The organism is Pseudomonas nabeulensis, from assembly GCF_004682045.1.
Taxonomy (GTDB): Bacteria; Pseudomonadota; Gammaproteobacteria; order Pseudomonadales; family Pseudomonadaceae; genus Aquipseudomonas; species Aquipseudomonas nabeulensis.
In genome coordinates, this window is record NZ_QUZT01000083.1 from 1 (window position 1) to 25,695 (window position 25,695).

The window sequence follows — 25,695 nt, forward strand, 5'->3', positions numbered from 1 at the left end:
CTGGCATTAGGGCAAGCCCCCTCCCACATTGGAACTGTGTTGTTTGGGACTTCGGGGGCTGTCAGCGCCAAGCCCATGAAACACCGGTGTAGATGCCTCGGCCATCACCGGGGGTGGAGCGCGCCGCGTCCAACCCCTTGTCGTCATACCCCGGTGTAACGGTGTTGGCATAGCGCTTGTTGGTCAGGTTGCGCAGATCCACCCACGCCTGCCAATCCTGCTTTGGCGCGTCGTAGCCGACGGTCGCGCCCAGCAGGGTGTAGGACGCCGCGTAGAACGAGTTGGCGTAATCCACTGCCACCCTGGATGAGTGTTCGGTGTTGAGGCTGGTGTAGAACCCGGTCGGATGGCTGTAGCGCACTTGCGCCTGGTAGTAGTGCTTGGGGATACCCGGCAAGGTGTTGCCGCCAAAACGATCATCGTCCCGATAGTGGAAGTCGCTGTAGGTGTAGGCCTGGAGCAGGTCGAGCCTGCCGTTGCGGCCGCCCTCCCACACCGGGCTGAGCAGGCTCAGTTCCACGCCTTGGTGCACGGTGGGGCTGGCGTTGTTTTCGGCGGTGATGGCGTTGGTGGTGGCGGTCTGGGCCTGGGTTTCCACGGTGAGCAGTTCGTGGCGCACTTCTGAGCGGTACAGCGCCAGGTCCCATTGCCCGAACCATTGTTCACCACGGCCGCCGATTTCCAGGGTGGTGGCGGTCTGGTTTTTCAGTTTGATGCCTTCGCGTGCCATTCCCTTGGCAGGCCCGCTCGTGAAGTACTTGTTGGACCCCCAGATCATCGACCACGCGTGCGGCGGCTCGACCGAACGGCTCAGGTTGCCGTACACCTGCAGTTGCGGGGTGAAGTCATAGCGCAGGCCGATGCGCGGTGCGTAGTCCCAGTCGTGCTGGCTCACCTTGGCATCGGTTTCTGGGTAGCTCACCTCGGTTTCGCGCCGGGTGTAGATCGCTGCCAGGCCGGTAGTCAGCCACAGGTCGGGCACCAGTTCCAGGTCATTGCCGATGTGCAGCACGGTGTCCGAGCCCAGGTAGCTGTAGTCGCGGGTCTTGGTGCCGGGTGCAGCATTGCCGGCATACACACGCACGTATTCGGAACCGCCGTTGTTGGGCATCGCCTGGGTGGTGCGCAGACCAACAGTGGTCTTGCTGTCATGCCCAAACAGCGTGTCCTGGCGGATGTAGTTGAGGGTGCTGCTGATGTCGGTGTAGGCGACTTTCAGGCGGATGGTGCCTTCGCGCAGGTCCATCGGGTAGTCGTGGTACGCCAGGCCGAATTCCAGGCGGGCGTTGTCGTCCAGTTGCAAGGTGGTCTTGTTGGCGATCCAGGTGGAGCCCGGCTCCAGGCGCTTGGAGTCGCGGGTGACGTTGAGGCTGGCAGCGGCGCGCGGGTCGTGGCTGATCTGGTCGCGGGTGAGTTTACCCGGTGTGTCGTTGGTGGTTTCGCGGTAGCGGATATAGAAACGGGTTTCCAACTCCGGGCTGAAGCGATAGCCGAAGTTGGCCGCAAAGCCCTTGCCGGTGGCGGCGCTCTGGCGCTGGAAGCCGTCGGATTCGGAGTCGGTGAGGCTAATGTAGTAGTCCGCTTCCCCCAGCACCTGGCCCGAGCTGATCTCACGCTGCATGTAGCCTTTGCTGCCAGCCTCATAACGCAGTTGCAGCTTGGGTGCGTCATAGCCGGTGTGGGTCACGTAGTTGACCGCGCCACCGAGGGCCAACGCGCCTTGGTCAAAGCCGTTTGCACCGCGCAGCACTTCGACGCGGCTTTGCCACAGGGGCACTTTCAATTCGTAGGGCGTGCCGCCAGGGCCGGTCAGCGCGATGCCGTCGAACATCTCATACAGCCCCGAACCATGGGCGCCGGGGCTGCGGTTCAGGCCGGAGCCGCGAATGGAGAGCTTGATGCCTTCGTTGTTCGCGGCCTTGGCGTATACCCCGGCCTGGTACTTGAACACATCTTCGTTGGTGCTGACCCGCCCCTGCGCCACGCTGCTCATGTCGATGTAGTTGGTGCCGCCGGGCACGCTCTTGAGCTGGGCCTGGGCCACTTCGCCAGCGCTGGCTTCGCTGCCGGTGACCTCCACCGGGGCCAGTTGCAGGTCTTCGGCGTGGACCAGTGAGCTGAGGGTCAGGGCGGCAAAAAAGAAGGGAGGTTGGCGCAGCAGCATGGGGCAAGTCCTTGGAATTCGGGGGCGTGAAAGGCCGGGGCCGACACGCTAGCAGTCATGGGAAGACAGGTAAGCCCGTCAGGTCACGCCTGATTAACGGACCAGACGTGTCCCACAACAGCGTCGGACCCAGATTATTTTCTAAGTCCAAAATCGAATTACCACATGCAAACTCAGTATTTAAAGAAATAACCACAACAGCTTACTGTGGAGCCACTGAGCCCCACGAGACTGCCACCATGCCAACCTCCGCCACTGTCATCGATTTCACACTCCACCGTAAACGTCGCCAGGCGCGTGCTGCGGGTGAGTTGATGTGGGCGATGTACGCGGCGCGTGCGGGGCTGGCGGTGTTTACCGCACAAGCCGCAAAACCCAGCGATACCCGCCGGGCGTAACGCCGATGAATTTCCTGCACGTGCTCCCCGAACCGCCCGACCCCCTGCCCAAACCGAATACCGACGACGATGTCATCAGCCTGTGCGTCGCCCACAACCTGCAACGTCTGCGCAGTAAGCGCCATCTGTCACTGGACGGTTTGGCGCGGGCCTGCGGCGTGAGCCGGGCGATGCTCGCGCAGATCGAGTCCGGGCGCAGCGTGCCGTCGATCAAGGTGCTGTGCAAGATTGCCAAGGGGTTGAAGGTATCGGTGGCGGCGTTTCTGGAAGATCGCGCCTTTGAAGGGGTGGAGGTGCTGCCGGCGCAACAGAGCAAGCGCCTGGTGAGTGCCGACGGGGCGTTTATCAGCCGTGCATTGTTCCCCTTTGATACGGCGCGCCAATCCGAATTCTATGAGATCCGCTTGCGAGGCCTGGGTGAGGAAGTGTCCGAAGGCCACGGTCCCGGCATTCAGGAAAACCTGGTGGTGGCTCAGGGCGTGCTGGAAGTAAGCGTCAATGACGAACGCTACCTGCTTTCTACCGGCGACTCGATCCTGTTCTACGCCGACCAGCCGCACCGCTACCGCAACCCGGCGGACAGCGAGGCGGTGGCGTTCCTGGTGATTACCTACCCCGAACGTCTGGACTGACCATTATCTGTGGCGAGGGAGCTTGCTCCCGCTGGCCTGCGCAGCGGCCCCAAAAATCTAGGGAGTGCTTCGCACTGGAGCGCCAGCCCGGTCCAGCGGGAGCAAGCTCCCTCGCCACAACAAGCTCACTGATGCAGGTCGTTTTGTGTGCGACCTATCAGCAGGTGCAGCACATCATCGGCATGCCGTTGCAGCTCATCATCATCGGCATGGCGCAGTCGTTCATCAGTTTGTTCATGAGCATGCAGCAGTTTTCCATCATGGCCATGCTCATGCCGGGCATTGGCATCATTTTGCATGTCATGCTATCGCCCATCACCGTGCATTCCATGACGCACGCCATCATTGGCATCTGCATGCCCATCTTGCCCATCATGGCCATGCCGTCGGCCGACATGCACATCATCGACATATTGGCGCACTGCATCATCATCGGCATGCCGCAGTTCATCATCATCGCCATCATCTCGGCGTTGGTCTTGAACTGAGCCATGTCCATGCCGGCGGCGGGCTTCATGGTGCACATCATGGCGTCACCCGCCATGGTGCAAGTCATGGTGGCCATCATCATCGGCATGCCCATCATCGGCATCATGGGCATGGTGGTGTTCATCGGCATCTGCATTGCATTCATCATGTTCGAAACTCCGTAATCGACAGGAAATGGCTAAGTTCTGGCGCCGATTCTAGAGACGCCCGGCGGCGGCGCAAGACGACGACAGAGCAGCAGGATTGGATGCTCGGGGGCAAGCTTAGTCGAACAAAACAGCCATTCCTGATGCATCAACAGGCATTTCGTCGCGAAAACGCCGGTCGTTTCCACTCAAGGAATAAAACCGGTGTTATGGATATTCGAAACTGATATTGCGACCAATCATTAGGAAATAATCGATCTAACCAGCGCCAAAAAACTAGGTGGCCGGTTGCGCTGCGTGCCCCTTGCCCTGGGCCGATAACACAATCGCCAGCACAATCAGCGCCGCACCCGCCAACATCCGGTAGGACGGTGCCTCATGGAACAGCCACCAGGCACAGGCAATCGCATACACCGGCTCCAGCGAAATGATCATGCCGGCACTGCGCGCATTCAGGCCCTTGAGGCTTTTGACGAACAGCGCCTGGGACACCGCCGTGCACAGCACGCCGAGGATGGCCAGGTGGGTCCAGTCGAGTGCACCGAGGTCCACCAGGTCGAACACCGCGAACGGCGCCATGATCAGCGCCACGGTCGCGTTCTGCCAGAACACCACCTGCACACCATTGCGGCCATCGGTGGCGCGGCGGTTGGTCATCGCCAGCAAGGCAAACGACAGGCCTGAGGCAATACCCCACAGCAAGCCGACGGTGCCTTGGTTAGCCAGCTCGAATGAGGGCGTGACCAGCACCAGGCCAAGGGTCACCAACAGCAGCAACAACGATTCGGCCAGATGCGGCCGGTCGCGGAATACCGCCATATCGAGCAAGGTGATAAATGCCGGGAAACTGGCAAAGCCCAGCGTGGCAACGGCCACCCCGCCCACTTTGATCGCGATAAAAAACGTGACCCAGTGCGCGGCCAGCATCAGCCCCGAGACGAAGTAAATAACCAGTTTCTTGCGATTGAGGCCACGCAGCAACGCGCGCCCCTGAAGTAGCGCGAACACCGCCAAGGCGAGCATGGCAAACGCCGCACGGCCGAAGGTGATCACACTGGCGCTGGCGTGAATCAGCGCACCAAAAATTCCGGTAAGGCCAAACAGTAGTGCGGTGACATGGGCAGACGTAAGGGCAGTGCGATAAGCAGTCATGAAAAGGGCTTCGAGAAAACGAGCTGGGCCGTGGCTTTCTTATTGTTGACCCGGTTGATGGAAGGCGCCTCAATCGCCGCTTGCGTGGAGCTTTGTAGAGAGGCGCCTGGTTTTTTAACCTTCGGACGTATCGATCCAGATGGTCTTGATTTCGGTGTACTGGTCGTGGGCCCAGATGGACTTGTCCCGCCCGCCGAAACCGGACTGCTTGTAGCCACCGAACGGCGTGGAGGCATCGCCTTCGCCGAAGCAGTTGACGGTGACGATACCGGCACGGATCTCGCGGGACAGCTTGATCGCGTTGCGCAGGTTATCGGTGTACACCGACGCGGCCAGGCCGTAGATGGTGTCGTTGGCCAGGCTGATGGCTTCTTCCAGGGTGTTGAAGGTGGTGACGGTCAGCACCGGGCCGAAGATCTCTTCCTTGAACAACAGGCTGTCCGCGCTCACGCCATCGACCACGGTCGGCTGCACGTAGATGCTGTCTTCGGTCTTGCCACCGAACACCACGCGCTGGTTGTCGTTGCCGGCTTGCACCAGGTACGAGCTGACTTTGTCGAAGTGCGCCTCGCTGACCATCGAGCCCAGGCGGTTGTCCGGGTCCAGGGGGCTGCCCATCTTCCAGTCCTGCAACTGCACGCCAATGCGCTTGAGCAGTTCGTCCTTGATGTCGGCATGCACGATCAGGCGCGACGACGCCGAGCAGTTCTCGCCCATGTTCCAGAACGAACCGTTGACGATATGCCCTGCCACCAGGTCCAGGTCGGCCACATCGTTCATCACCACCGCCGGGTTTTTACCGCCCAGCTCCAGCACGATGCGCTTGAGGTTGGACTCGGCCGCGTATTGCAGGAACAGGCGGCCGGTGTCGGTGGAACCGGTGAAGCTGACCATGGTGACGTCCATATGCCGACCCAGCGGCTCACCGACTTCGCGACCGCCACCGGAGACCACGTTGAACACGCCGTCCGGCACTCCGGCCTGGGACGCCAGCTCGGCCACGCGCAGCGCGGTCAGGGTGGTTTCCTTGGCCGGCTTGACCACGATGGAGCAACCGGCGGCCAGGGACGGCGCGATTTTCCAGGCCAGCATCAGCAACGGGAAGTTCCACGGCAGCACCAGACCGACCACGCCGATGGCTTCGCGCACCACCAGGGTCAGCGCGTCGTGGCCGACCGGGGCGGTGTTGTCGTAGATCTTGTCGATCAGCTCGGCGTGCCAGCGGATCATGTGGATGGTTTCCGGCACGTCGGTCAGTTGGCACTCGCGCACCGGCTTGCCGCTGTCCAGGCTTTCCAGCACGGACAGTTCGTGGGAGTGCTGCTCCAGCAAGTCGGCGAAGCGCAGCAGGACCTTCTTGCGGGTGCCGGGGCTGAGCTTGTGCCAGCGGCCATCGTCAAAGGCCTGCTTGGCCGAGGCCACGGCGTAATCCACGTCGACGCTGTTGCACGCGGTGATTTCAGCCAGCAACTCGCCGGTGGCCGGGTTGGTGGTGGCGAAGGTCTTGCCCGACGCCGAGGTGTGGGACGCGCCGTTGATGAACGACGTGGTCGGGAACTGGAGGTCCTTGGCGATGCCGGCGTATTCGGCGGCGCTGAGCAGGTGCGTCATCATGCACCCCCGACGATGTGCGCAACGTCACGCTTGAGGTTGGTGATCACGGTTTCCAGCGCTTGTTTTTCATCTTCGTACAGCGGCTGCAACGGCGCACGCACGCTGCCGGTACGCAGGCCGCTGAACGCACAACCGGCCTTGATCGCCTGCACGAATTTGCCACCTTCGAGGTAGTCCATCAGCGGCATGAACGCGCTCATGATCTTGCGGCCTTTGTCGAAGTCTTTTTCGATCACGCAGGCTTCGTACAGGGCGATGTGTTCACGCGGCACGAAGTTGGAACCGGCACACACCCAGCTGCGCGCGCCCCAGGCGAAGAATTCCAGGGCCTGATCATCCCAGCCGCAGGACAGCGCGATGTTCGGGAACTGGGTGGCCAGGCGGTGTACCTGGGCCATGTCGCCGGAGCTTTCCTTGATGGCCACGACGTTTTTCGAGGCGGACACCGCCTTGAAATACTCGTTGCCCATGCTCACGCTCATGCGGCCCGGGTAGTTGTAGAGCATGATCGGCAGGCCGGCGGCCTTGTCCACAGCCAGGGCGTGGATGGCGTTCTCTTCTTCGGTGGGCAGCGCGTACGGCGGCGAACCGACCAGGATCGCGTCGGCCTTGATGGCGCGGGCAGCCTTGGCGTACTCCACCGAATCTTCGGTGCGGATGGCACCGGTGCCAACGATCAGCGCGACGCGGTTGCCGATGACTTCCTTGGCGTGGGCGGCCAGGTCAATGCGCTCTTGGGAGGTGTGCGCGTAGTACTCGCCGGTGGAGCCACCGATGATGATGCCGTGCACCTTGGACTCGATCAGGTATTCCAGCACGTCGGCGAATGCGGCGCTGTCGATCTGGCCGGTGGCGGTCAACGGGGTGATTGCCGGGGTGTAGATGCCTTCAAATTTCATGGGTGTTTCTCCAACAGTGAAAGTGATGTGTGTTTTGCGTTCAGCTGCTTAATGCCGCTGCGTCGCGCAAATTCAGTGAGCGGGTTTCAGGGGCCATGGCCCAGGCGGCGGTCAGGCCGATAAAGGTCACGCCGGCCGCGACGTACATGGTGTTGCCGATGCCAATCGAGGTGAGCGACAGCGGCACCAGGTACGTGCCCACGGCCGCGCCAACCCGCGACAAGGAGGTGCCGATGCCGACGGCAAAGGCGCGGATTTCGGTGGGGAACAGTTCGTTGGGGTAAACCAGTTGCAGCACTTGGGCGCCGCCGATGAACACGGCGTAGGCACCGAACAGGCACAGCACCAGCAGCTCATGGCTGTTGGAAAACGTGGCCAGCAGCAACAGTGCCAGGCCCGACCACAGGAAGCTGTGGATCAACATGCTGCGTCGGCCAATGGTGTTGATCAGCCGCGTGGCAAGCACGCAACCCACCACGAACAACAGGGTGATGAACATCGAGCCGTAGGAGGCCCACTCGCCTTTCAGGTTCAGGGCTTGCAGCACTTTGGGCGCGAAGGCGTACACCGCGAACACCGGGATGATCGAGCACGACCAGAACACCGAGACAAAGAACAGGCGCTTGCCGTAACCCGAGCGCAACAGGTCGCGGAAGGTCATTTTGCGTTCGTCCGGTTGCTCCGGCAGGTCACGCAGCGAATAGTGCGGGCCGTAGACGCGCTTGATGACGTGCTCGGCTTCGGCATCACGGCCCTTGCTGAGCAACCAGCGCGCCGATTCCGGGGTGCCCAGGCGCAGCACAAACAGCACCAGGCCAATCACCGAAGCACTGGCCAAGGCATAGCGCCAGGCGTCGTCGGCGCCGGTGTTGATAATCGCGTTACCGACCACGTAGGCAAACGCTGCACCGGCAAACCACAGGATAGTCAGCGCGGCGAGCCGTGGCCCGCGTTGTTTCTTCGGCAGGAATTCGACCAATAAGGAAGTGGCCACCGGGTATTCAATCCCCACGGCCAAACCAATGATGAAACGCAGGGCAAACAATGCCCACGCCGATTCAACCCAGAACTGCGCCAGGGAACACGCGATAAATAAGGAAGGGCCAATGAAATACACTTTCTTGCGCCCTAACTTATCGGTCAGCCAGCCCCCGATAAACCCGCCAAAGAACACGCCGATCAACGCCGATGCAGCAATAAGGCCCTGCCAGAACTCCGTAAGTTCCAGTGCGCCGGTCACTTGCAACATCGCAATGCCGATAATGCTTAAAACATAACCATCCACAAATGAACCACCGCCCGAACGGGCCGTGAGCAAACGGTGAAAGTTATTAAGCGGTACATCCTCAACTGAGGCATTCGGACTTGTCATTATTATCTCCTACTTCGCTTCGTTCATTCGCCGGGGTACAACGCACACTTGAAATCCAGGCGAATGAAAGCCGTCTCAATCAGAAACCGCAGTCGCTAAAACGTCTGCTGTTTTCCAATCAATAGATTAAGTTCGGTATTGCGTACTACGTTTCTTGAAAGTCAGCTTTCCTGGCCGGCGCGGCTTTGTCCCCATAGCAAGTTCATGTTTACACCCGCTGATAGCAGCGGCTCCGGTGGGTTTCTGCTCGGGCCCGGGGACGTCAACAGGAAGTCCACCAGGTGATTGCTTTTGCCCGCCAGCCACTCGGCCAGCAAGGTGCCCGTGACGGTGCCGCGGGTGACGCCCAGGCCGTTGCAGCACAGCGCGCCATACACGTTTTTGGCCAGCTCGCCGAAGTGCGCCATATGGTTGCGCGACAGGCTCAGGGAACCGCCCCAGGTGTACTCGAAGTTCACCTCGCGGTGCAGCGGGAAGCGCCGGTCGAAAGACTCTTTGTGACGCTTCACAAAGCGCTGCAAGTACTTGGGATTGCTACGGCCATCGGCGTTGAAGCTGAAGCTGTTGCGCACCAGCAAGCGGTTGTCGACGGTGCGGCGCAAGGTGGTGCCAAACGGGTCGGCGGGAATTACACCCCAGAAGGGATCGCCCCCCAGGCGCGCCTGTTCTTCTTCCGTCAGCGGACGGGTCAGGCTGGCGTAGGTGAAGATCGGCAACATGCGGCTTTTGAGGAAGCCGAAACTCATGGCGAAGGCGTTGTTGGTGAGCACCAACTTGTCGGCAACGATGCGCCCGTGTTTGTGCGTGAGGACGGTTTTGTCGCCGTACTCGACTTCGGTAATCGGGGTGTTTTCATACAGGGTGACGTTGGCGGGCAAGGTGTCCGCCAGCCCTTTGACCAACGCCGCCGGTTGCACCAGCGCCGTGCCGGGAGTGAACAGGGCCTTGCGGTAGAACCCAGTACCGATGTGGTTCGGCAGGTCCTTGGCTTCGATCATTTGATAGGCCTGGCCCAACTTGTCGAGGCCCCGGCGATAAGCGTCCAGCACCGCAATGCCACGGTCTTCGACAGCGGCCTGGTACTTGCCGCAATCACGCCACTGGCAATTGATCCCGTGTTGCTCCACCAGCGCCCGCAGCATGGATTGACCGGCGAGGTTGAGTTCCATACTGATTTTGGCGGTGGCGATGTCACCGATATAGTCTTCGGCGCCGATGTCATGGGGCAAGTCGATGGCAAAGCCGGCGTTGCGTCCGGAAGCGCCGTAGCCCACTTCCTGGGCCTCGATCAGCACGATCTCGTCGTCCGGAAAGTTCAGCGCCAGCTGGCGTGCGGCGGCAAGGCCGGTGAACCCCGCCCCTACCACTGCCCAGCGCGCCGTGCGTGTACCAATGTGCGGTGGACGCGCCACACGCGGTGGGCTGAGGTGAAACCAGCCGCAGGTTGAATCGTCTGCCGGGGTGTTTCTAATGAGTGCCATGTTCGCGACCTGGGTTCTTTTATAGTTGTTAGAGCTAACAGCTACCCGGTTGCATCGCGTCACACTGGCCGGCCTCGACAGGTCAGAAGTTCAGCGCTACATCCAGGCCTTCGGGCGCCGCGTACTCGGACATCCGCCGACGGGACAGTTCGAGGTGGGCCCGCACGATTTCCCCGGCCAAGACCGGATCGTGGTGTTCAATTGCGCGGATCATGTCGTCGTGCTGCTGGGCGGCCACTTCCAGGTCTTCTTGCATATCCACCGTGGTCGGGTGGCGATAGAAGATCTTGCCCAGACGGGCGTGGTCGATCAGCAAGCGCTGCAAGCTCGGCATCAGGTAGGCGTTGTGGGCCATCTTGCCGATTTGCAGGTGAAACTCGTCGTTGTACAACACACGGTTCTCGACATCTTTCTCTTCGATGGCCGTGCGAAACAAAGCCTGTATCCGTTTCAATTCCTCGATTTCAGCCGGCGTTGCGTGGGAGCACGCCAGTTGCGTGGTGGCGATGTAAATCAACGGCGCCGCCAGGAAAAAACTGCGCAGCGACTGGTAACTCATCGCCGACACCCGAGCAGCGCGGTTGGCTTCAAGGTCGATGTACCCTTCCGCCGCCATTTGCCGCATCAGTTCACGCACCGGTGGGCGCGACAAACCGAACTCATCACACAGCGCCAACTCGTCCACCACGGCACCCGGTGCCAGCTCCATGCTGAGGATGCGACGCCGTAGCGCTTCACCCAATACAGCCTTGCGGTCCAGGGTTGGCTCGACAGGAGCCGGGGTGCTGAGTTCTTTGGTAGCCATGGTGAAACCTTCCTAGTAGTAAGTGCACACGGTCTACTACCTGTATTCGCACTATAAAACAACAAAATACTTTGTGTCTACAATTAAAATACACAGCATAAACATCAGTCATAGCCCTTTGCCCACGGGGGCTTGCGGCTATTTGACCAGGCGAATTTCCTTGGATGGACGGTGCCCGAAATAGGCGCTGTAGCACTTGCTGAAATGGCTCGGCGAGACAAAGCCACAGGCCACCGACACCTCGACAATGGTCAACGAGGTGTGCTGCAACAGCCGCCGCGCTTCGGTGATGCGCAGGTCCATGTAATAGCGCTGCGGCGAGGTGCCGAGCTGATCCTTGAACAGCCGCTCGATCTGGCGCCTTGAGCGTCCCGCGTACAGGCACAGGTCGTGCATTTGCAGCGGCTCTTCCAGGTTCACGTCCATCAGGTTGATCACTTCACGCAATGGCCCGCTGACCGACACGTTCAACATTGGTTTGACGCGGCGAAAGCGCGAGGCTTCAAACGCGAGAATGTCCTCGATGCCGTCGGTCAGGCTTTTGCCATGCAGGCTGCGGATCCATTCCAGGGCCATATAAAAGGCCCCGGTGGGGCTCGACGCCGTCAGGCGATTGCGATCCACCACGTAGGCTTCACTGGTGACATGGGTCAGCCGCGCGATCTCCGCCAGCGCAGGCCGATGCTCCGGATGCACCGCGCAGCGATAACCGTCCAACTGCCCTGCCCGGCCCAAAAACCAGGCGCCGTTCCACACTCCGGCCAGCGCCACGCCCTGCTCCGCCGCGGCGTCGAGCAACAGCGTCAACTCGTCGTTGTAACGCAGGGGTGTGCGGTAGCCGCCGCAGATCACCAGCAAGTCCAGGTCGAGCACGGCAGCCAGTGTCAGGCGCGCATCGGGCCGGATGACCAGGCCCAGGTCGCTGGTGATTTCGTCGGTGTTCAAGCCGAAGGTGGTGGTCGCGAACAAGTCCGGGCGCAGCAGGTTGGCGGTGACGATGGTGTCCAGCGCCTGGGTAAACGCCGGCAGGGAAAAATGCTCCAGCAGCACAAACCCCGCCCGCGCCTTGCGCACCTCCTGGCCGCTGTGATCGTTGAGGTAGCGCAGGTTCTTGCACTGCATCCCATCACTGAATTGACGTCGTGCGACCACGTTATGTACGCCGTGCCTGGCGCTGCAATGCGCCGCGTGACAGGCGATCCAGCAACAGCGCTACCGCCACAATCGCCAGGCCCGCCCGCAAACCCAGGCCCATCTCCATGCGCGTCAAGCCGCGTGTCACCTCGGCACCCAAACCACCGGCACCGACCAGCCCCGCCAACACCACCATCGCCAGCGACAGCAGGATGCACTGGTTCAACCCCACTAGCAGCGTGGGCGCCGCCGTTGGCAACTCAATCTTGAACAGGATATGCCGTGGCGAGGCGCCCATGGCCTGGCCCAGTTCCAGCAAATCCTTGGGCAGTTGCTTGAATGCCAGCGTGGTCAGCCGCAGCATCGGCGGAATGCCGTACACAATGGTGGCGATAATCGCCGGCACGCGACCCAGGCTGAACAGCATCACTGCCGGAATCAGGTACACCCACGGTGGTACGGTTTGCATGATATTGAGGATCGGCAGCAGCGCCGCATCCACCCGTTTCACCCGCGCCGCCAGGATGCCCAACGGGAATGCCACGCTCACCGAAATCAGCACCGCCACCGACACCAGCGCGATGGTCTGCATCGACGCCACCCACAACCCGGCAAACAAACAGAACGCCAACATCGCACCGGCAAACAATGCCACGCGCCAGTTGGCCAATACCCACGCCAACAGCACTACCACGGCAATCAACACATAGGCGTGGGGCGCCAGCAACGCGGTCTCGATGGCGCCCAACACGGCTTCGATGATTTTGCTGATCAGCACGAACAAGCCATGCAGGTTGGCATTCAACCAGTCAATAGCCGGCGCCAGGAACGCGCCAGGGGAAAAACGCAAGTCGGCGAAGTTCATTGGCTGGCTCCCATCCGCGACTGGGCGGCGGTTTGCGCGAGGCGGTCGAGGATCATGGTGAGGATGACGATGGCCAGCGCGGCGTTGATCGACTTGGCAATATCCAGGGTGCGCACTGCCCCGTAGATCGCTTCGCCCAGCCCGCCGGAACCGACGATGCCAGCGATCACCACCATGCCGAACGCCATCATCAGGCTTTGGTTGACCCCGGCCATGATGCTCGGCATGGCAAAGGGCAGGCGGATCTTGAAGAACATCTGCATGCCAGTGACGCCGCTGGCATCCCCCAGTTCGATAAATTCCTTGGGCGTCATGCGAATCCCCAGGGAGGTCAGGCGCAGCGCCGGCGGCACCGCAACGATAAACGTGGCCAGCAACGCAGTCGCCGGGCCGTAACCGAGCAGCGCAATCGCCGGCAGCAGGTAGATATACGGCGGCAGGGTTTGCACCAGGTCCAGGCACGGCTCGACCACGCGGTCGAACGCCGGCGTCAACCCGGCCAGCACGCCGAGCGGCACCGCCACCAACAGCGCCAGCAAGGTCGCGGTGAGTACCAGCGCCAGGGTGCTGACGGTTTCCGGCCACAGGCCGATAAAGTTGCACACCAGCAACGCCAGGGCCGCCAACACGGCAAACCTCAATCCCACCATGCGCCAGCCCAATAGGCCGATGACGATGGCGATTACATAGAACGGCGGCGTGCCAATACACCACTGCACGGCCTTGAACACACCGGTCAACGCCGTGTTGGCCGCGTCGAAAAACACCTCGCCGTTGTCCTGTAGCCACATCAGGCCTGCGTCTACGGCGGCGTCGAATTGCACCGAGAAATCCGGAGTACTCATGTCGAGGGCTCCATTACCGGGGCAACCGCCTGGGCGTCATTGGGAATGCCCTGCACACCACGCAACAGATCCTTGGGCGTAATGATTCCGACCACCACGCCATGCTCGACCACGGCCAACGGCTCAAGGTCGGCGCCCATGGTCAGGCCGATCAAGGCATCGATATCGGTGTCCGGTGAGGTCTGGGTCAGTTTGGAAAAGTCGCACAAGGGAAACGCCTGGGTGTAACGCGCAATCGGCGTCATCACCGAATGGGCCTTGACCAGATGCAGCCGCGAAATGCCCGCGACGAATTCGGCGACGTAGTCATCCGCCGGATTCAACACAATCTCTTCGGCAGTGCCGACCTGGATAATCACCCCGTCCTTCATGATGGCGATGCGATCGCCGATACGAATCGCCTCTTCCAAGTCATGGGTGATAAACACGGCGGACTTGCCCAGCTCCTTGGTGAGCTGGCGGAATTCGTCCTGCAATTGGCGGCGAATCAACGGATCGAGCGCGCTGAACGGCTCGTCCATCAGGATTATTTCCGGGTCGGCGGTGAGCGCACGGGCCAACCCCACGCGCTGCTGCATGCCGCCGGACAACTCGCTGGGATAGCGCGAAGCCCAGTCGGTCAAGCCAACCTTGGCCAACGCACGCTCCGCGACTTTATAGCGCTCGGCCTTGCCAACGCCCTGCACTTCCAGGCCGAAGGCGGTGTTTTCCAACACGGTGCGGTTAGGCAGCAGCGCCACGCTCTGGAACACCATGCCGATATGTTTGGCGCGTACATCGCGCAGTTGCGCGGGGGACAAGGCGGATAAATCCTTGCCCTTGACCAGCACCTTGCCGGCGCTGGGGGTGATCAATTTATTCAGCAACCTGATCAGGGTTGATTTGCCACTGCCGGACAACCCCATGATGCAAAAGATTTCACCGCGGCGAACCTGCAGGCTCACATCCGACACCCCGACCACGCAGCTGAAATCCTGCAAGACCTGGGTTTTGCCAAGGCCCTGCTGGACCACCGCTTGCATCGCCGCCTTGGCATTCTGACCAAAGATTTTCCAGACCGACTGGCAATCCACAAGCACTTCATTGGTGTCTATTTTGACCGTTGTCATCTTTAAGCCTATTGAACCAGTTGGACTGGTTTTTCTAATTGATCAGAACGCGTTATCCGTACCGGGCAGTGGCAAAAAAACAGCAAGGCTTATTGTTTGATATTGGCCCAACGCTTCATCAAGTCGGCGTGGTTATCGGCCCAGCCGGCAACGGCCTGGTCCATGGTCTTGCCATCCTTGACCGCGCCGTTGATGGCGGTGATATCGGCCAATGGCACGTACACGCTGGCCATGACTTCACGGGCATGGGGGTATTCGGCGCTGAAGCCTTTATGACCGATCCAGTAGTAAGCCTGGGGCGGTGCGAACGAACCTTTTGGATCCTTGAGGAACTTGAGGTCGAACTTCTGGGCCATCCACGACGGCTCCCAGATGGTGACGGCGACCCACTCTTTGCGGTCGACGGCGGATTTGAGCGCGGCGGTCATGGCGGCGGTACTGCCTTCAAGCAATTGCAGCTTGAAGCCATAGTCTTTCACGGCTTTGTTGGCATCGCTCATCAAGCCTGAACCGGGCTCGATGCCGATGATCTTGCCGCTGAACTTGTCGGCGTTGTCGTTGAGTTGGTCCAGGGAATCGATATCGACGTACTTGGGTACGGCGATGGCCTGGTAGAGGCCGTATGACACCGGCGAGAGTTTTTCCAGGCGGTTCTTGTTCTTGTTCCAGTAATCCTGGGTGGCGTAGTCGGTTTGCGACGCCAGGACTTGCACATCGCCCTTGGTCAACGCGGCATACGCGATGCCAATCTCGGAAAATTCAACGACTTTCACCGTGTAACCGGCGTTCTCCAGGACCTTTTTGGTAATACCGGTAATCGGGGTCAGGTCTTCCCAGGACATGGTGCCGACGGTGATGGTTTTCTCTTCGGCCTGCACCGGTAGAACAACCATGCCCACTAACGCAACCGCACAAACGGTCTTCCAAAATTTCTTCATGGCGCGCCTCGATCTACGTTGTTTTTTTAGTTTCAAGCCCCGGTAAAGGCTGCCTGTGCAATCCAGACTCGCATGGTCAAAAGTGCCGGTCAATAGACTGTATTTTCTCTGTATACATATTGAATTCACACAAAACACAAAATAAATTATATTTTTATGTGGAATATCAGGCAGTTATAAAAAACAGGCGCAAAAACGACAGGTCGGTTATAGAAACGTCTCGTGTCGTTTTTGGAATGCTGGGCAAACGCCAAAGGGCTATAGGGTTTGCATGGACTCGTCGGCTTCTGACCCCGGTGGGAACCTGAAACCGAACATTTCATCAGCGTCGAGGATGTCTAACAGCGCAGCGCGCAATTGCATCTCGGTAGGGGATTCACGCAGCAGTTTGTGCGCGTTGAGCAACAGCTGGGCCGGCACACCCTGCACACTTGCCTCGTCGATCACGGCGAAGAGCATAAAGCGCAGGCGAATTTCGCGATCAGAGAGCCAAACCGTTTTGCGTTTACCCATGGTGGAGGCCTCGTTTCTTCGGAAAAATCCGAGGCTATTGCCCGCCGAAACGTGTTTCAAGCGCCAAAACGTAAGAAAGGCGCCTTCCTACATGGGAAAGAGAAACACCCCTCAATTGCCCCGTTGGCGTGTCGCCTGCCAGCAAATCAGCGAACCGATGGTCACCAGCACCGCGCCCTGCCAGAACTGTGCCGTGAGGTGAGCGCCCAGCCACAGCGCCGCGAATGCCGAGGACAATACGGGCGCTGAGTAGGAGGCCGTCGCCAGCAACGTCAGGTTGCCGCGCAGAATGCCGATATTCCACAACGCATACCCGCCCGCCATCGCCACGCCTGCGGCGAACAGTTGCGCACTGCTGATCAGGGTAAACGCCGGGAGAACCTCGCGGCTCAGCGCGTATTTCAACCAGAGCACACCGGCGGTGATGATGAAGAACAACGTCACCAGGCTCTGTCCGCCCGCATAGCGGCGCGTGACGTTGCAGTACAACGCAAAGGTGATCGCGCAGCCCACGGCCAGGCTGTAGCTCAACGGGTTGGAATTCGCGTTGGCGATGATGGTGTCCAGCGACAACCCGTTACCGCTCACCACCCACAGAATGCCAAACAGCGCCAGCACCGTGCCTGGCACAATCAGCCAGCGAGCCTTCTGGCCGTTCATGACGATGGCCAACAGCACGGTCAGGCACGGCCACAGGTAATTCACCACCCCCAGTTCGATGGCCTGGTTGCTGTTGCTCGCATAACCCAGCGCCAGGGACAGGCACACCTCATACGCGACAAACAGCGCACTGCCGACGATCAGGTAAAACCAGGAAGTGGCCCGCACCCGTGGCCGCCCCAGCAGCACCACCAGCAGCACTGCGCCCAGGCTGTAGATCAGCGCCGCACCGCCCAAGGGACCGAATAACTCGCTGACACTGCGGATCAGACCGGCAGCCGTGCTCCATAACAGGATCGCCACCAAACCGCATGCCGTGGCCCCACGCTCGCTGTTGATTTGCATCGTTACCTCTTGAAAGGCAAAAAACTCGGAGGGCGATGCTACCAGCGATCACTGCACCGGCAAGAAATTCATCAACAACAAACTTTGCGCATAGTTGAGGCCAATGCGCCGATAGCGCTCATCGAGCATTTGGGTCAACAGGTCGAGGCGCGCGACGATCTTGCCGAACTCCACCGCAAAACTCAGGTTACTGCCCTCCTCCGAGATCTCATTGGAGAACAGCAGCAACACGCCATTGGCATCCTGGCGCTTGCCGAGCAGCCAGGTAGCCTTCTCGATATTGCGCGCGGCGTTGCTGACGAACTGCGGGTTGATCGAATCGGTGATGTAGAACTCGGTGCGCCCGCCGTGGGCGGTCACCAGCATGCTGCCAATCGCATAGATAAACGCCCCGACCCGGTCGCCCTTGAATTCCGGGCTCAGGGAATAACTCAGGGCTGCCAGGTCACGACGATCCCCCAGGGCCGGCAACGTTTGCCGTTGCTCGATGGCCCGACGAATCTCCCGCGCAGCCGTCACCGCATCCGGGTAACCGGACTGACGCCACTGGTTGGGGTTGCGCAGATAGAGCTTGTTCATCAGCAGATACAAGCTTTGCAGGTTGTCGCGCATGCCCAGGGTGGCCATGCGGTCGACGCTGGTTTGGAAGAATTCATCGGGTTTGCCATTGCTGAACTGCTTGGCGATATCCTGCCCCTGTTGCTGGGTGCAGCCGCCGGTACACAGCATCAACACCGCCGCCAGCAGCATGGGCCGGCGCATTCGTCGTGTGGTTGGAAGAGGAAACGTGCGATCCATCGGCACCCGATCTGGTTCTACTGCCCACGCTGGGGATCGGCGGGGCTGGGACAAACATAGAGCGGATAATTGAAAAAAAGTGCAGTGAACGCCAGCAGATAGTTGTAACGCGCGCCCGTCGGGCAGGTATTTGGGCGCAATCGTGAAAATTTCGTTGCAGTACCTATACTCATGGGAACAGTCGCGTGTGTTGCTGGCAGCAGACTGGGCGAGTCAGGGATTGGCGGGTGGTTTATGACGCCTTCGGCATTTTCACCGGCGACTGTATTTGAGGGTGACGGCGATGAAACATCCAATTCGAGCGCAAATGATTGTTCAAGTGATTTGCCTGTTATCGGTGGCTCAGCTGTTCTGCTGATAGAGCAGTCGTTGTGCTGCACTCAGTTAAAACTGTGGGCAACTGTGGGAGGGGCGGTGCGACGATTCGACTTGCCCCCGATAGCAGTGTGTCAGCTACAGATAAGTTGGCTGACACACCGCTATCGGGGGCAAGTCGAATCGTCGCACCGCCCCTCCCACAGTTTTGCCCCTAACGAATCCCCAACCAACTCGGCACACTCGGGCTGATCACCACGCAATTGACATAACGCTCACACGTGCCGACCGCAGAAGACGACGCAGGCAACCACACCGTGATCGCCACCCCCAGCACAACCAGCACCAGCACCGGGACAACATAGGCAAGAAGACTTTTTATTTTCATGGTCAGTACTCCCAAAACCCTGGATCAGCACCTGCACACTCAGCGCTCGTCCACCGTCACGAACTCACGCCGCTCAGCCATGAATGCCGGCACTTCATCCTCATCGGTAAAGAACTGCTGGTACCACTCGCGCAGCTGGTACACCGGCCCGTCGGTCTCGGCCAGCACCGGCTTGTCGATGCGGATCTTGTGTTTCCAGATCACCACGTCCTGATAGAACGAGTCACGGTTGCCCTTTACGTAGGCCTTGGCCACTTCCTGGTTCTGCGCTTCGGTCCAGCCCGGTACGCGCTTGACCATGCAACCAAAACGCAGGTCGAAGCTGTTGGGCGTCACGGGTACGTGGCTGTTGAGCAAGATCGCGTGGATGCGCACATCACCGAACATTGAGCTGATGTGGGTAAAGTGGGTCGCCGGCCCGTAGTAGGCCGACGGCGCGATCAGGTCGCCACCCAGGCGCTCGGAATCACCGTGGAAAATCTGGTGGCCGATATGCCCTTCGAACACATTGGCGAAGTATTTGGTCGGCGTACCGTGCACCGGTCCGAAGTGCTGGGCATCCACCAGGTTGTCCACCAGCTCCCGTGGGTTGGTCTCGATCAGCATGGTGTCGATGTTCCAGTCATGGATCCAGTCCGGGTCGTCCATCTCCGGCAGGTGTGGAATCACCACGTGTTCCTTGGGCGGACGGCCTTCGGGGTTGTTCCACACGAACAGCAGGTTGTTCTCTTCGCAGGTCAGCCAACTGCGCGTCTTGGCCTTGGGCGGGATGCGCTTGCAGTACGGGATCTCCACGCATTTGCCGGTGGTGTCGTATTTCCAGTGGTGGAAAGGACACACCAGCCGATCATGCTCGATGGTGCCTTGGGACAAGTCGGCGCCCATGTGCGGGCAATAGGCGTCCAGCACACTGATCGCGCCCTGGCTGTCGGCAAACGCCACCAGGCGCGTGCCGAAGATTTCCAGGGTGTGGGGCTTGCCATCACGGTAATCACTGGCATCGCCCAGGCAGTGCCAGCCGCGTGCATAGCGGTGGCTGAGCTGGGCGTTCTCAATGCTGATTTCAGCGAGTTTGGTCATTATTGTTGTTCCTCGGTTACACATCGGGGCAGGCAAAGCCCCCAAGAAAACAGGGTGATCCCATGGCACACATGATTGGCCAGCGGCACCAGGCGATCATCCCTCAGTTGGACTAGATCAAACGCGAGTCGCTCTCAACCACCGGCTACTGGCCGAAGCGCCGCGCCGCCTCCGGGCCGAAGTCGCGGGGACTGAAACCGGGTTTGTTCAGCCAGTAACCGTTACGCTGTTCGTTGATCAGGTTGAACGCCAGGTAGCTGCCGGCGTTGAGGTCGTAGTACAGGCCCACCCCGGCCTGAGGCCGCTGGCTTTCATAGGCGTAGAAGTAATTGACCATCGAGGTGCGCCACAACTCGCCGCGGTTGTCGTAGTTGTCGGCGAGCATCGGGAACCAGGTGTCTTCGTCGATGTACAGCTTGCGCTTGCCATACAAATGGCGAAAACCCGGCTTGAGGGTGCCCTCCAGCTCCCACACCCGATGACGCTCGTAGCGCATCGCCTGCGGGTTGATGTGCCCCGGTGTCAGCAGGTCGGCGTACTTGAGGTTGGCCGCGTGCAGGCGATACGTGTCGTAGGGGATGAACATTTCGCGCTTGCCGACGATCTTCCAGTCATAGCGCTGCCCCGAGCCGTTGAACAGGCGCACCTCGTCCACGGTGATCGAGCCGCCGCTGCCGGGGAACGACATGTCGAAACCATACCCCGGCGATTGGCGCACCCGCCGCGTGCCCGGATCGTAGCGCCAGGCTTGGCGCGGCTCGGTCTTGTCGTTCCAGAATTCGGTGCCAGTGTTGATCTCGCCCTTGTCCCGTTGCGGCAACAAGGTCTCGTTCAGGTAGTAGGCAGAGTTACCCACGGTGTCGCCGATCTTGCCCGGCTCCAGCGACGGCGCGAGGTTGCGTGAATGCACGCGGCCCCAGTTGATATTGCCGTCCTTGAGCACGTAGGCGTTGTCGGAAGTGTATTCCTCGGTCCAGGCGCGCAGGGTGAAGGTCGAAGCATTCTTCAACAGTTCCAGGCCAGTGCGTGGCACCGGGAACGGCGTACCGCCGGTCTTGCCGACCACCCCTTCGCCGTCATCCACCAGCCGCGCCACACTGGCGTTTTCACGGGTGGCCTGGCACACCGCGTCGTTAAAACGAAAATCGCGGTGCGAGGGATACACCGGCATCTGGTACGTCGCCGGGTAGAGTTTGAACAGGGCTTTTTGCCCGTCGGACAGGGAGTCTCCGTATTGCGCGACGTTCTGCGCGGTGATCACGAACAACGGCTTTTCGTCCGGATAAGGGTCCACTGGATGGTTGCCGGTGCCCTTGAACTCAACGTGGGGCGGCACGCCCAGCCATTTGCCGCTGAACGCCGGGATACTGCCATCGGCATTGCCGGCCTGCTCTGCACCCAGGCACGTCAAGTCCTTGCCCAGTCGGGCCACATCCTCTGGCGCGGCCTGTGCCGTACCGATTACACCCGCGCCCACTAATAACGCCAACGCCCAGCCGGCGGCCTGATCACTGCCGATCATTTTTATTCTCCTTATGTAGGTTCGACAACGGTGGCCCAGTATCGGCAGGCGCTGAAGCGTGGGTCATCGTCCGCACGGACTAACGCGAATGGGCGCCGCCGCCGTCACATCGGCTGGGGCGCGGGCGCCGGCCCACCCAGCGCGACCACGCTGTTAAGCATGATGCGCACCAGCTCAGTCTGGCGCCGTACGCCGGTCTTGGAAAAGATCGAACGCAAGTGCGCCCGTGCGGTGTTGCGGCGGATGTTCAACACCAGCGATGCATCTTCCAGCGACAACCCATTGGCCAATTCCAGGGCCAGAGCGGTTTCTGCCGGTGTCAGGTTGTACAGCTGCGAGGTCAGCACCGTGCTCACCAGCGACTTGCTCACCGCATCGCGCACATACACCACCACGGTGGGTTTGCCATGGCCTTCGAGCAACGCCTGCGAAGGAATCGGCTCCACCACCACCCCCAGGCTGACTTGCCCGGAAGGCCGCGCAATCGAGGTTGCTTCCGCCACCTGCACGCCTTTGCCGACACCTTGCCGGGCGCGCTGGAACGCATTGCGCACCAGCCGCGCCAACTCGCGATTGTCACTCGGGTACGCCGCTTCCAGCCGGCCACCGACCACCTTGAGGCCATCCTGACTGTCGAGAATGTCCCGGGCCACCGGGTTGAGTTGGGCCACGTTGCCATGCTCATCGAGCATGATGGTCGCCACTGCCAGACGACCGATGGCGCGTGAATACAGGCTGCCCATCGACTGGCTGCGATCCAGTTGCGCATGCAGGTGCAGCGCTCTGCGCAAATGCGGCAACAACATGGCGCACATCGCTCGCTCAGTGGCACTGAAGCGCGGATGCTGCTCGGGGCGATTGATGCGAAAACGCACGGTGCCGCCGTCCGGCATACGGATATCGGCACCGAGCATGTGATAGCAATCGTGGGGCGCGCAGTACAGCAGGTAAAACGCCGAACGGGACCATTCGGCATCACTGACCAGTTCATCGACGGTAAACACCGTGTCGGTGGGCAAACCGTCGAACAGGCTGGACTTGGCGTAGTAGGCGTAGTGGTTGATCCCGCCCTCCCCCAACTCCACATCGCCCGCGACCACCATCGGCGACAGCCGGGGTTCATCCTCCACACGCAGGATCAAGGTGACGAAATTGGCCTTGAACAGCGTACGAATGCCGCGCAACGCACCGCTCAGGCTGCGGGTGTCCATCGCCGCGTCGTACAGTGCTCCGATAAGGCCTTCGTACTCGGCCAATTCCAGGCCCATCTCTGCCAGCACCTGCGCATTGGGCAACCCACTGTGCATGGCCATTCCTCACGGCAACTCGAACAGACCTGCCGCGCCCATGCCGCCGCCGATGCACATGGCGACCACCACATAACGCACCCCACGCCGACGCCCCTCAAGCAACGCATGACCGACCATGCGTGACCCCGACATGCCGAACGGGTGACCGATGGCAATCGCCCCGCCATTCACGTTCAGGCGCTCCGGCGCAATGCCCAGCGCATCGCGACAGTGCAAGACCTGGCAGGCGAAGGCTTCGTTGATCTCCCACAGGCCGATATCCCCGACCCCCAGCCCAAAGCGCTTGAGCAACTTGGGAATCGCCACCACCGGGCCGATGCCCATTTCTTCCGGCGCGCAGCCGGCCACCGCGATGCCTCGATAGATACCCAATGGCGTCAATCCGCGACGCTTGGCCTCGGCCCGACTCATCAGTAGGCTGGCACTGGCGCCGTCGGAAAACTGCGAGGCATTGCCGGCGGTGACGAACTCGCCCTGCTCGACCCACTGGCCGTCCTTCCATACGGGCTTCAATGCAGCCAGGTCTTCCAGCCGCGTATTGGGCCGGTTGCACTCGTCCCGCAGCACCTGCACGCGCTCATGGCCGGCGGGTTGGCCGGCGGAGTCAAACAACAGTTTGTCCGCCCCCAGGCCAACGATCTCCTCGTTGAACAGCCCGGCGCGCTGGGCCGCCGCGGTGCGCAACTGGCTCTGCAACGCATAGTCATCCTGGGCTTCACGACTGATGCCATAACGGCGGGCGACGATTTCGGCGGTCTCGATCATCGGGATATAAGCGCTGGGCATCGCCGCCAGCACCGCTTCGGACTGGGCGCGGTAGGTGTTCTTGTGGCGGTTCTGGGTCAACGACAGTGACTCCACGCCCCCGCCGATGGCGATGCTCATCTCACCGCTCAAGATGCTCTTGGCCGCCACGCCGATGCTCATCAGTCCGGATGCGCACATACGGTCCAGGGCCATGCCCGGCACGCTGTCCGGCAACCCGCCGGTGTAGGCGCAAAGGCGGCCGATGTTATAGGCCTGGGTGCCCTGCTGCACCGCCGCGCCCATGATCACGTCCTCGACGGCATCCGCCTCGATCCCGGCACGCGCCACCACGGCCCGCACCACATGGCCGCCCAGCACCGGGGCCTCGGTGTCGTTGAACGATCCACGAAACGACTTGGCCAGCGCAGTGCGGGCGGTGGAGATAATCACAACTTCATTCGGGGCCATGGTGCACTCACTCGTAAGGGGGGTTGAAGGTGTAGCGGCTGATGGTGTCGATCACACAACCAGGACGGGCCTGGCCCTCGACTTCCACGGTGATGCGCACCACCAGTTGCACGGCATCGCCCAGCAGATCGGCGCGGATAATCTGGCCGTGGCCACGCACCCGCGAATCGACCTTCACCGGCGCCGGGAAGCGCACCCGGTCGCTGCCGTAGTTGACGCCCATCGCCATGTTTTCGAGGGTCAGCAGCTGCGGCATGAACAGGTTGGCCAGCGATTGCGTCAGGTAGCCGTGGGCAATGCACACACCGAACGGGCCGGTGGCGGCACGCTGCGGGTCGACGTGAATCCATTGGTGGTCGCCGGTCGCATCGGCGAACAGGTCGATGCGTTGCTGGTCGATGGTCAGCCATTCGGTATGGCCCAGGTCCAGGCCTTCGGCGGCGAGCAAGGCGCGCGCGGTGTTGAATACATGCCTCATGCTGCGCGCCTCACGCCTGTTGTGAACTGACGGACAGCACTTCGCCGACCATGTACGACGCATAGTCGCTGGCCAGGAACATCATCACATTGGCCACCTCCCACACCTCGGCCGCACGGCCAAACGCCTCGCGCCCGGCGAGGCTGGCGAGCAATTCTTCGCTGGAGGCTTTCTTGAGAAAGTCATGCAAGGCGATCGACGGTGACACGGCGTTGATGCGCACGCCGAACTCGGCCGCCTCCAGCGCGCTGCAACGGGTCAACGCCATGACCCCGGCCTTGGCGGCGGCGTAGTGGGCCTGCTCTTTCTGTGCGCGCCAGCCGAGTACCGAGGCGTTGTTGACGATGGCACCTGCGCCGCGCCGCTGCATATGCGGCAGCATCGCCCGGGTCATGCGGAAGGTGCCGGTGAGGGTGACGTCCAGTACGCGCGACCATTCTTCGTCGCTCATCTCCACCACGGGTTTCTGGCCGCCCAGGCCGGCGTTGTTGATCAGCACATCGACGCCGTTCAACTGCGCTTCGGCGGTGGCGATCAGTGCCTGCACTTCGTCTTCAAGGGTGACGTTGCACAGTTGGCCGTAGATGGCCTGTAGGCCGGTTTCTTCTTTGAGGCGTGCGACGGCCTCTTCCAGGCGACGGGGGTGGACGTCGCTGATCATCAGGGCGCGGCAGCCTTCTTCGGCACTGCGTCGGGCCGCCGAATAGCCAATACCGGCACCGGCGGCGGCGGTGATCAGCACGGACTTGCCGGCCAATAATTGGTGGCCGGGGACGTAGGGGGGGGCTTGTTTCACAGCGGTGACCTCCAGGGTGTTCGGTACGCTGTAGTTGTACGGATTGGGGGGGTGGGGGGCATCGTCAAAATGAGGTAGGGGGTTGGGTGTATATCCGTTATTTGGGTAACGGCGGCTATTGGCTCCGGCCAGCGTGGTTTAACGGGACGCCTAAGATCAAAAGCAGATCAAGATCAAAATCAAAAGCAGACCCCGGTGTATCTGAAAAATGAAGATCAAAATGTGGGAGGGG

25 protein-coding genes are annotated in these 25,695 nt (G+C 60.8%); 2 read left to right on the forward strand and 23 right to left on the reverse strand.

What is annotated here, in order from left to right; genetic code table 11:
• Window positions 1-61 precede the first annotated feature (61 nt).
• Window positions 62-2,164, reverse strand: a complete 2,103-nt coding sequence (locus DYL61_RS27945; protein WP_135311039.1) for a TonB-dependent receptor family protein — start codon at window positions 2,162-2,164, stop codon at window positions 62-64.
• A gap of 239 nt (window positions 2,165-2,403) precedes the next feature.
• Here DYL61_RS27945 and DYL61_RS31375 point away from each other — a divergent pair, with 239 nt between their 5' ends.
• Together DYL61_RS31375 and DYL61_RS27950 are read left to right on the forward strand one after the other, a co-directional pair.
• Complete coding sequence (locus DYL61_RS31375; RefSeq protein WP_167498005.1) at window positions 2,404-2,562, forward strand: hypothetical protein; 159 nt, start codon at window positions 2,404-2,406, stop codon at window positions 2,560-2,562.
• Window positions 2,563-2,567: 5 nt separating this feature from the next.
• A complete protein-coding gene (locus DYL61_RS27950; protein WP_135311040.1) occupies window positions 2,568-3,194 on the forward strand; it encodes a helix-turn-helix domain-containing protein in 627 nt (208 codons plus the stop codon).
• A 157-nt stretch (window positions 3,195-3,351) separates the two neighbouring features.
• On the opposite strand, the gene DYL61_RS31670 is transcribed toward DYL61_RS27950, so the two are convergent.
• The 22 genes from DYL61_RS31670 to DYL61_RS28055 all read right to left on the reverse strand — a co-directional run bounded on the left by DYL61_RS31670 (window position 3,352) and on the right by DYL61_RS28055 (window position 25,463).
• Window positions 3,352-3,831: a hypothetical protein gene (locus DYL61_RS31670; protein ID WP_167498006.1), complete on the reverse strand. Its 480-nt coding sequence runs from the start codon at window positions 3,829-3,831 to the stop codon at window positions 3,352-3,354.
• Window positions 3,832-4,105: 274 nt separating this feature from the next.
• The gene (locus DYL61_RS27960) at window positions 4,106-4,981 is read right to left on the reverse strand and encodes a DMT family transporter (RefSeq protein WP_135311041.1); all 876 of its coding nucleotides are present in this window, start codon (window positions 4,979-4,981) and stop codon (window positions 4,106-4,108) included.
• Between the two features lie 114 nt (window positions 4,982-5,095).
• The gene (locus DYL61_RS27965) at window positions 5,096-6,592 is read right to left on the reverse strand and encodes an aldehyde dehydrogenase (protein ID WP_135311042.1); all 1,497 of its coding nucleotides are present in this window, start codon (window positions 6,590-6,592) and stop codon (window positions 5,096-5,098) included.
• Window positions 6,592-7,494 carry a dihydrodipicolinate synthase family protein gene (locus DYL61_RS27970; RefSeq protein ID WP_135311043.1) on the reverse strand — a complete coding sequence of 301 codons (903 nt, stop codon included), beginning with the start codon at window positions 7,492-7,494 and terminating at the stop codon, window positions 6,592-6,594. The genes DYL61_RS27965 and DYL61_RS27970 overlap by 1 nt, the downstream gene beginning before the upstream one ends.
• Window positions 7,495-7,534: 40 nt before the next feature.
• Entirely contained in the window at window positions 7,535-8,866 is a 1,332-nt protein-coding gene (locus tag DYL61_RS27975) for an MFS transporter (protein ID WP_135311044.1), read from the reverse strand.
• A gap of 161 nt (window positions 8,867-9,027) precedes the next feature.
• Window positions 9,028-10,347: an NAD(P)/FAD-dependent oxidoreductase gene (locus DYL61_RS27980; RefSeq protein ID WP_135311045.1), complete on the reverse strand. Its 1,320-nt coding sequence runs from the start codon at window positions 10,345-10,347 to the stop codon at window positions 9,028-9,030.
• 82 nt (window positions 10,348-10,429) lie between these two features.
• The gene (locus DYL61_RS27985) at window positions 10,430-11,152 is read right to left on the reverse strand and encodes a GntR family transcriptional regulator (protein WP_105699945.1); all 723 of its coding nucleotides are present in this window, start codon (window positions 11,150-11,152) and stop codon (window positions 10,430-10,432) included.
• A 138-nt stretch (window positions 11,153-11,290) separates the two neighbouring features.
• Entirely contained in the window at window positions 11,291-12,304 is a 1,014-nt protein-coding gene (locus tag DYL61_RS27990; RefSeq protein WP_193559465.1) for a GlxA family transcriptional regulator, read from the reverse strand.
• Between the two features lies 1 nt (window position 12,305).
• The gene (locus DYL61_RS27995; RefSeq protein WP_135311046.1) at window positions 12,306-13,151 is read right to left on the reverse strand and encodes an ABC transporter permease; all 846 of its coding nucleotides are present in this window, start codon (window positions 13,149-13,151) and stop codon (window positions 12,306-12,308) included.
• Window positions 13,148-13,996 carry an ABC transporter permease gene (locus DYL61_RS28000; protein WP_135311047.1) on the reverse strand — a complete coding sequence of 283 codons (849 nt, stop codon included), beginning with the start codon at window positions 13,994-13,996 and terminating at the stop codon, window positions 13,148-13,150. The genes DYL61_RS27995 and DYL61_RS28000 overlap by 4 nt, the downstream gene beginning before the upstream one ends.
• Window positions 13,993-15,105, reverse strand: a complete 1,113-nt coding sequence (locus DYL61_RS28005) for a quaternary amine ABC transporter ATP-binding protein (protein WP_135311048.1) — start codon at window positions 15,103-15,105, stop codon at window positions 13,993-13,995. Before DYL61_RS28005 ends, DYL61_RS28000 begins: the two co-directional genes overlap by 4 nt.
• Before the next feature lie 89 nt (window positions 15,106-15,194).
• A complete protein-coding gene (locus DYL61_RS28010) occupies window positions 15,195-16,043 on the reverse strand; it encodes a glycine betaine ABC transporter substrate-binding protein (RefSeq protein WP_105699955.1) in 849 nt (282 codons plus the stop codon).
• 258 nt (window positions 16,044-16,301) lie between these two features.
• Window positions 16,302-16,556 carry a hypothetical protein gene (locus DYL61_RS28015; protein WP_135311049.1) on the reverse strand — a complete coding sequence of 85 codons (255 nt, stop codon included), beginning with the start codon at window positions 16,554-16,556 and terminating at the stop codon, window positions 16,302-16,304.
• A gap of 111 nt (window positions 16,557-16,667) precedes the next feature.
• Window positions 16,668-17,561 carry an aromatic amino acid DMT transporter YddG gene (gene yddG, locus DYL61_RS28020; protein ID WP_135311050.1) on the reverse strand — a complete coding sequence of 298 codons (894 nt, stop codon included), beginning with the start codon at window positions 17,559-17,561 and terminating at the stop codon, window positions 16,668-16,670.
• A gap of 48 nt (window positions 17,562-17,609) precedes the next feature.
• Window positions 17,610-18,359 carry a hypothetical protein gene (locus DYL61_RS28025; RefSeq protein ID WP_135311051.1) on the reverse strand — a complete coding sequence of 250 codons (750 nt, stop codon included), beginning with the start codon at window positions 18,357-18,359 and terminating at the stop codon, window positions 17,610-17,612.
• A gap of 529 nt (window positions 18,360-18,888) precedes the next feature.
• Window positions 18,889-19,062: a hypothetical protein gene (locus DYL61_RS31380; RefSeq protein ID WP_167498007.1), complete on the reverse strand. Its 174-nt coding sequence runs from the start codon at window positions 19,060-19,062 to the stop codon at window positions 18,889-18,891.
• A gap of 39 nt (window positions 19,063-19,101) precedes the next feature.
• The gene (locus tag DYL61_RS28030; protein WP_105699964.1) at window positions 19,102-20,142 is read right to left on the reverse strand and encodes a 3-ketosteroid-9-alpha-monooxygenase, oxygenase component; all 1,041 of its coding nucleotides are present in this window, start codon (window positions 20,140-20,142) and stop codon (window positions 19,102-19,104) included.
• A gap of 145 nt (window positions 20,143-20,287) precedes the next feature.
• On the reverse strand, window positions 20,288-21,664 hold the full coding sequence (locus tag DYL61_RS28035) for a DUF1329 domain-containing protein (protein WP_135311052.1): 1,377 nt from the start codon (window positions 21,662-21,664) through the stop codon (window positions 20,288-20,290).
• A gap of 104 nt (window positions 21,665-21,768) precedes the next feature.
• Window positions 21,769-22,971 (reverse strand): helix-turn-helix transcriptional regulator, encoded by a 1,203-nt coding sequence (locus DYL61_RS28040; protein WP_135311053.1) that lies wholly within the window; start codon window positions 22,969-22,971, stop codon window positions 21,769-21,771.
• A gap of 9 nt (window positions 22,972-22,980) precedes the next feature.
• Complete coding sequence (locus DYL61_RS28045) at window positions 22,981-24,189, reverse strand: acetyl-CoA C-acyltransferase (protein WP_135311054.1); 1,209 nt, start codon at window positions 24,187-24,189, stop codon at window positions 22,981-22,983.
• A 7-nt stretch (window positions 24,190-24,196) separates the two neighbouring features.
• The gene (locus DYL61_RS28050) at window positions 24,197-24,667 is read right to left on the reverse strand and encodes a MaoC family dehydratase (protein WP_135311055.1); all 471 of its coding nucleotides are present in this window, start codon (window positions 24,665-24,667) and stop codon (window positions 24,197-24,199) included.
• A gap of 10 nt (window positions 24,668-24,677) precedes the next feature.
• A complete protein-coding gene (locus DYL61_RS28055) occupies window positions 24,678-25,463 on the reverse strand; it encodes an SDR family oxidoreductase (protein ID WP_135311056.1) in 786 nt (261 codons plus the stop codon).
• Window positions 25,464-25,695: the final 232 nt, after the last annotated feature.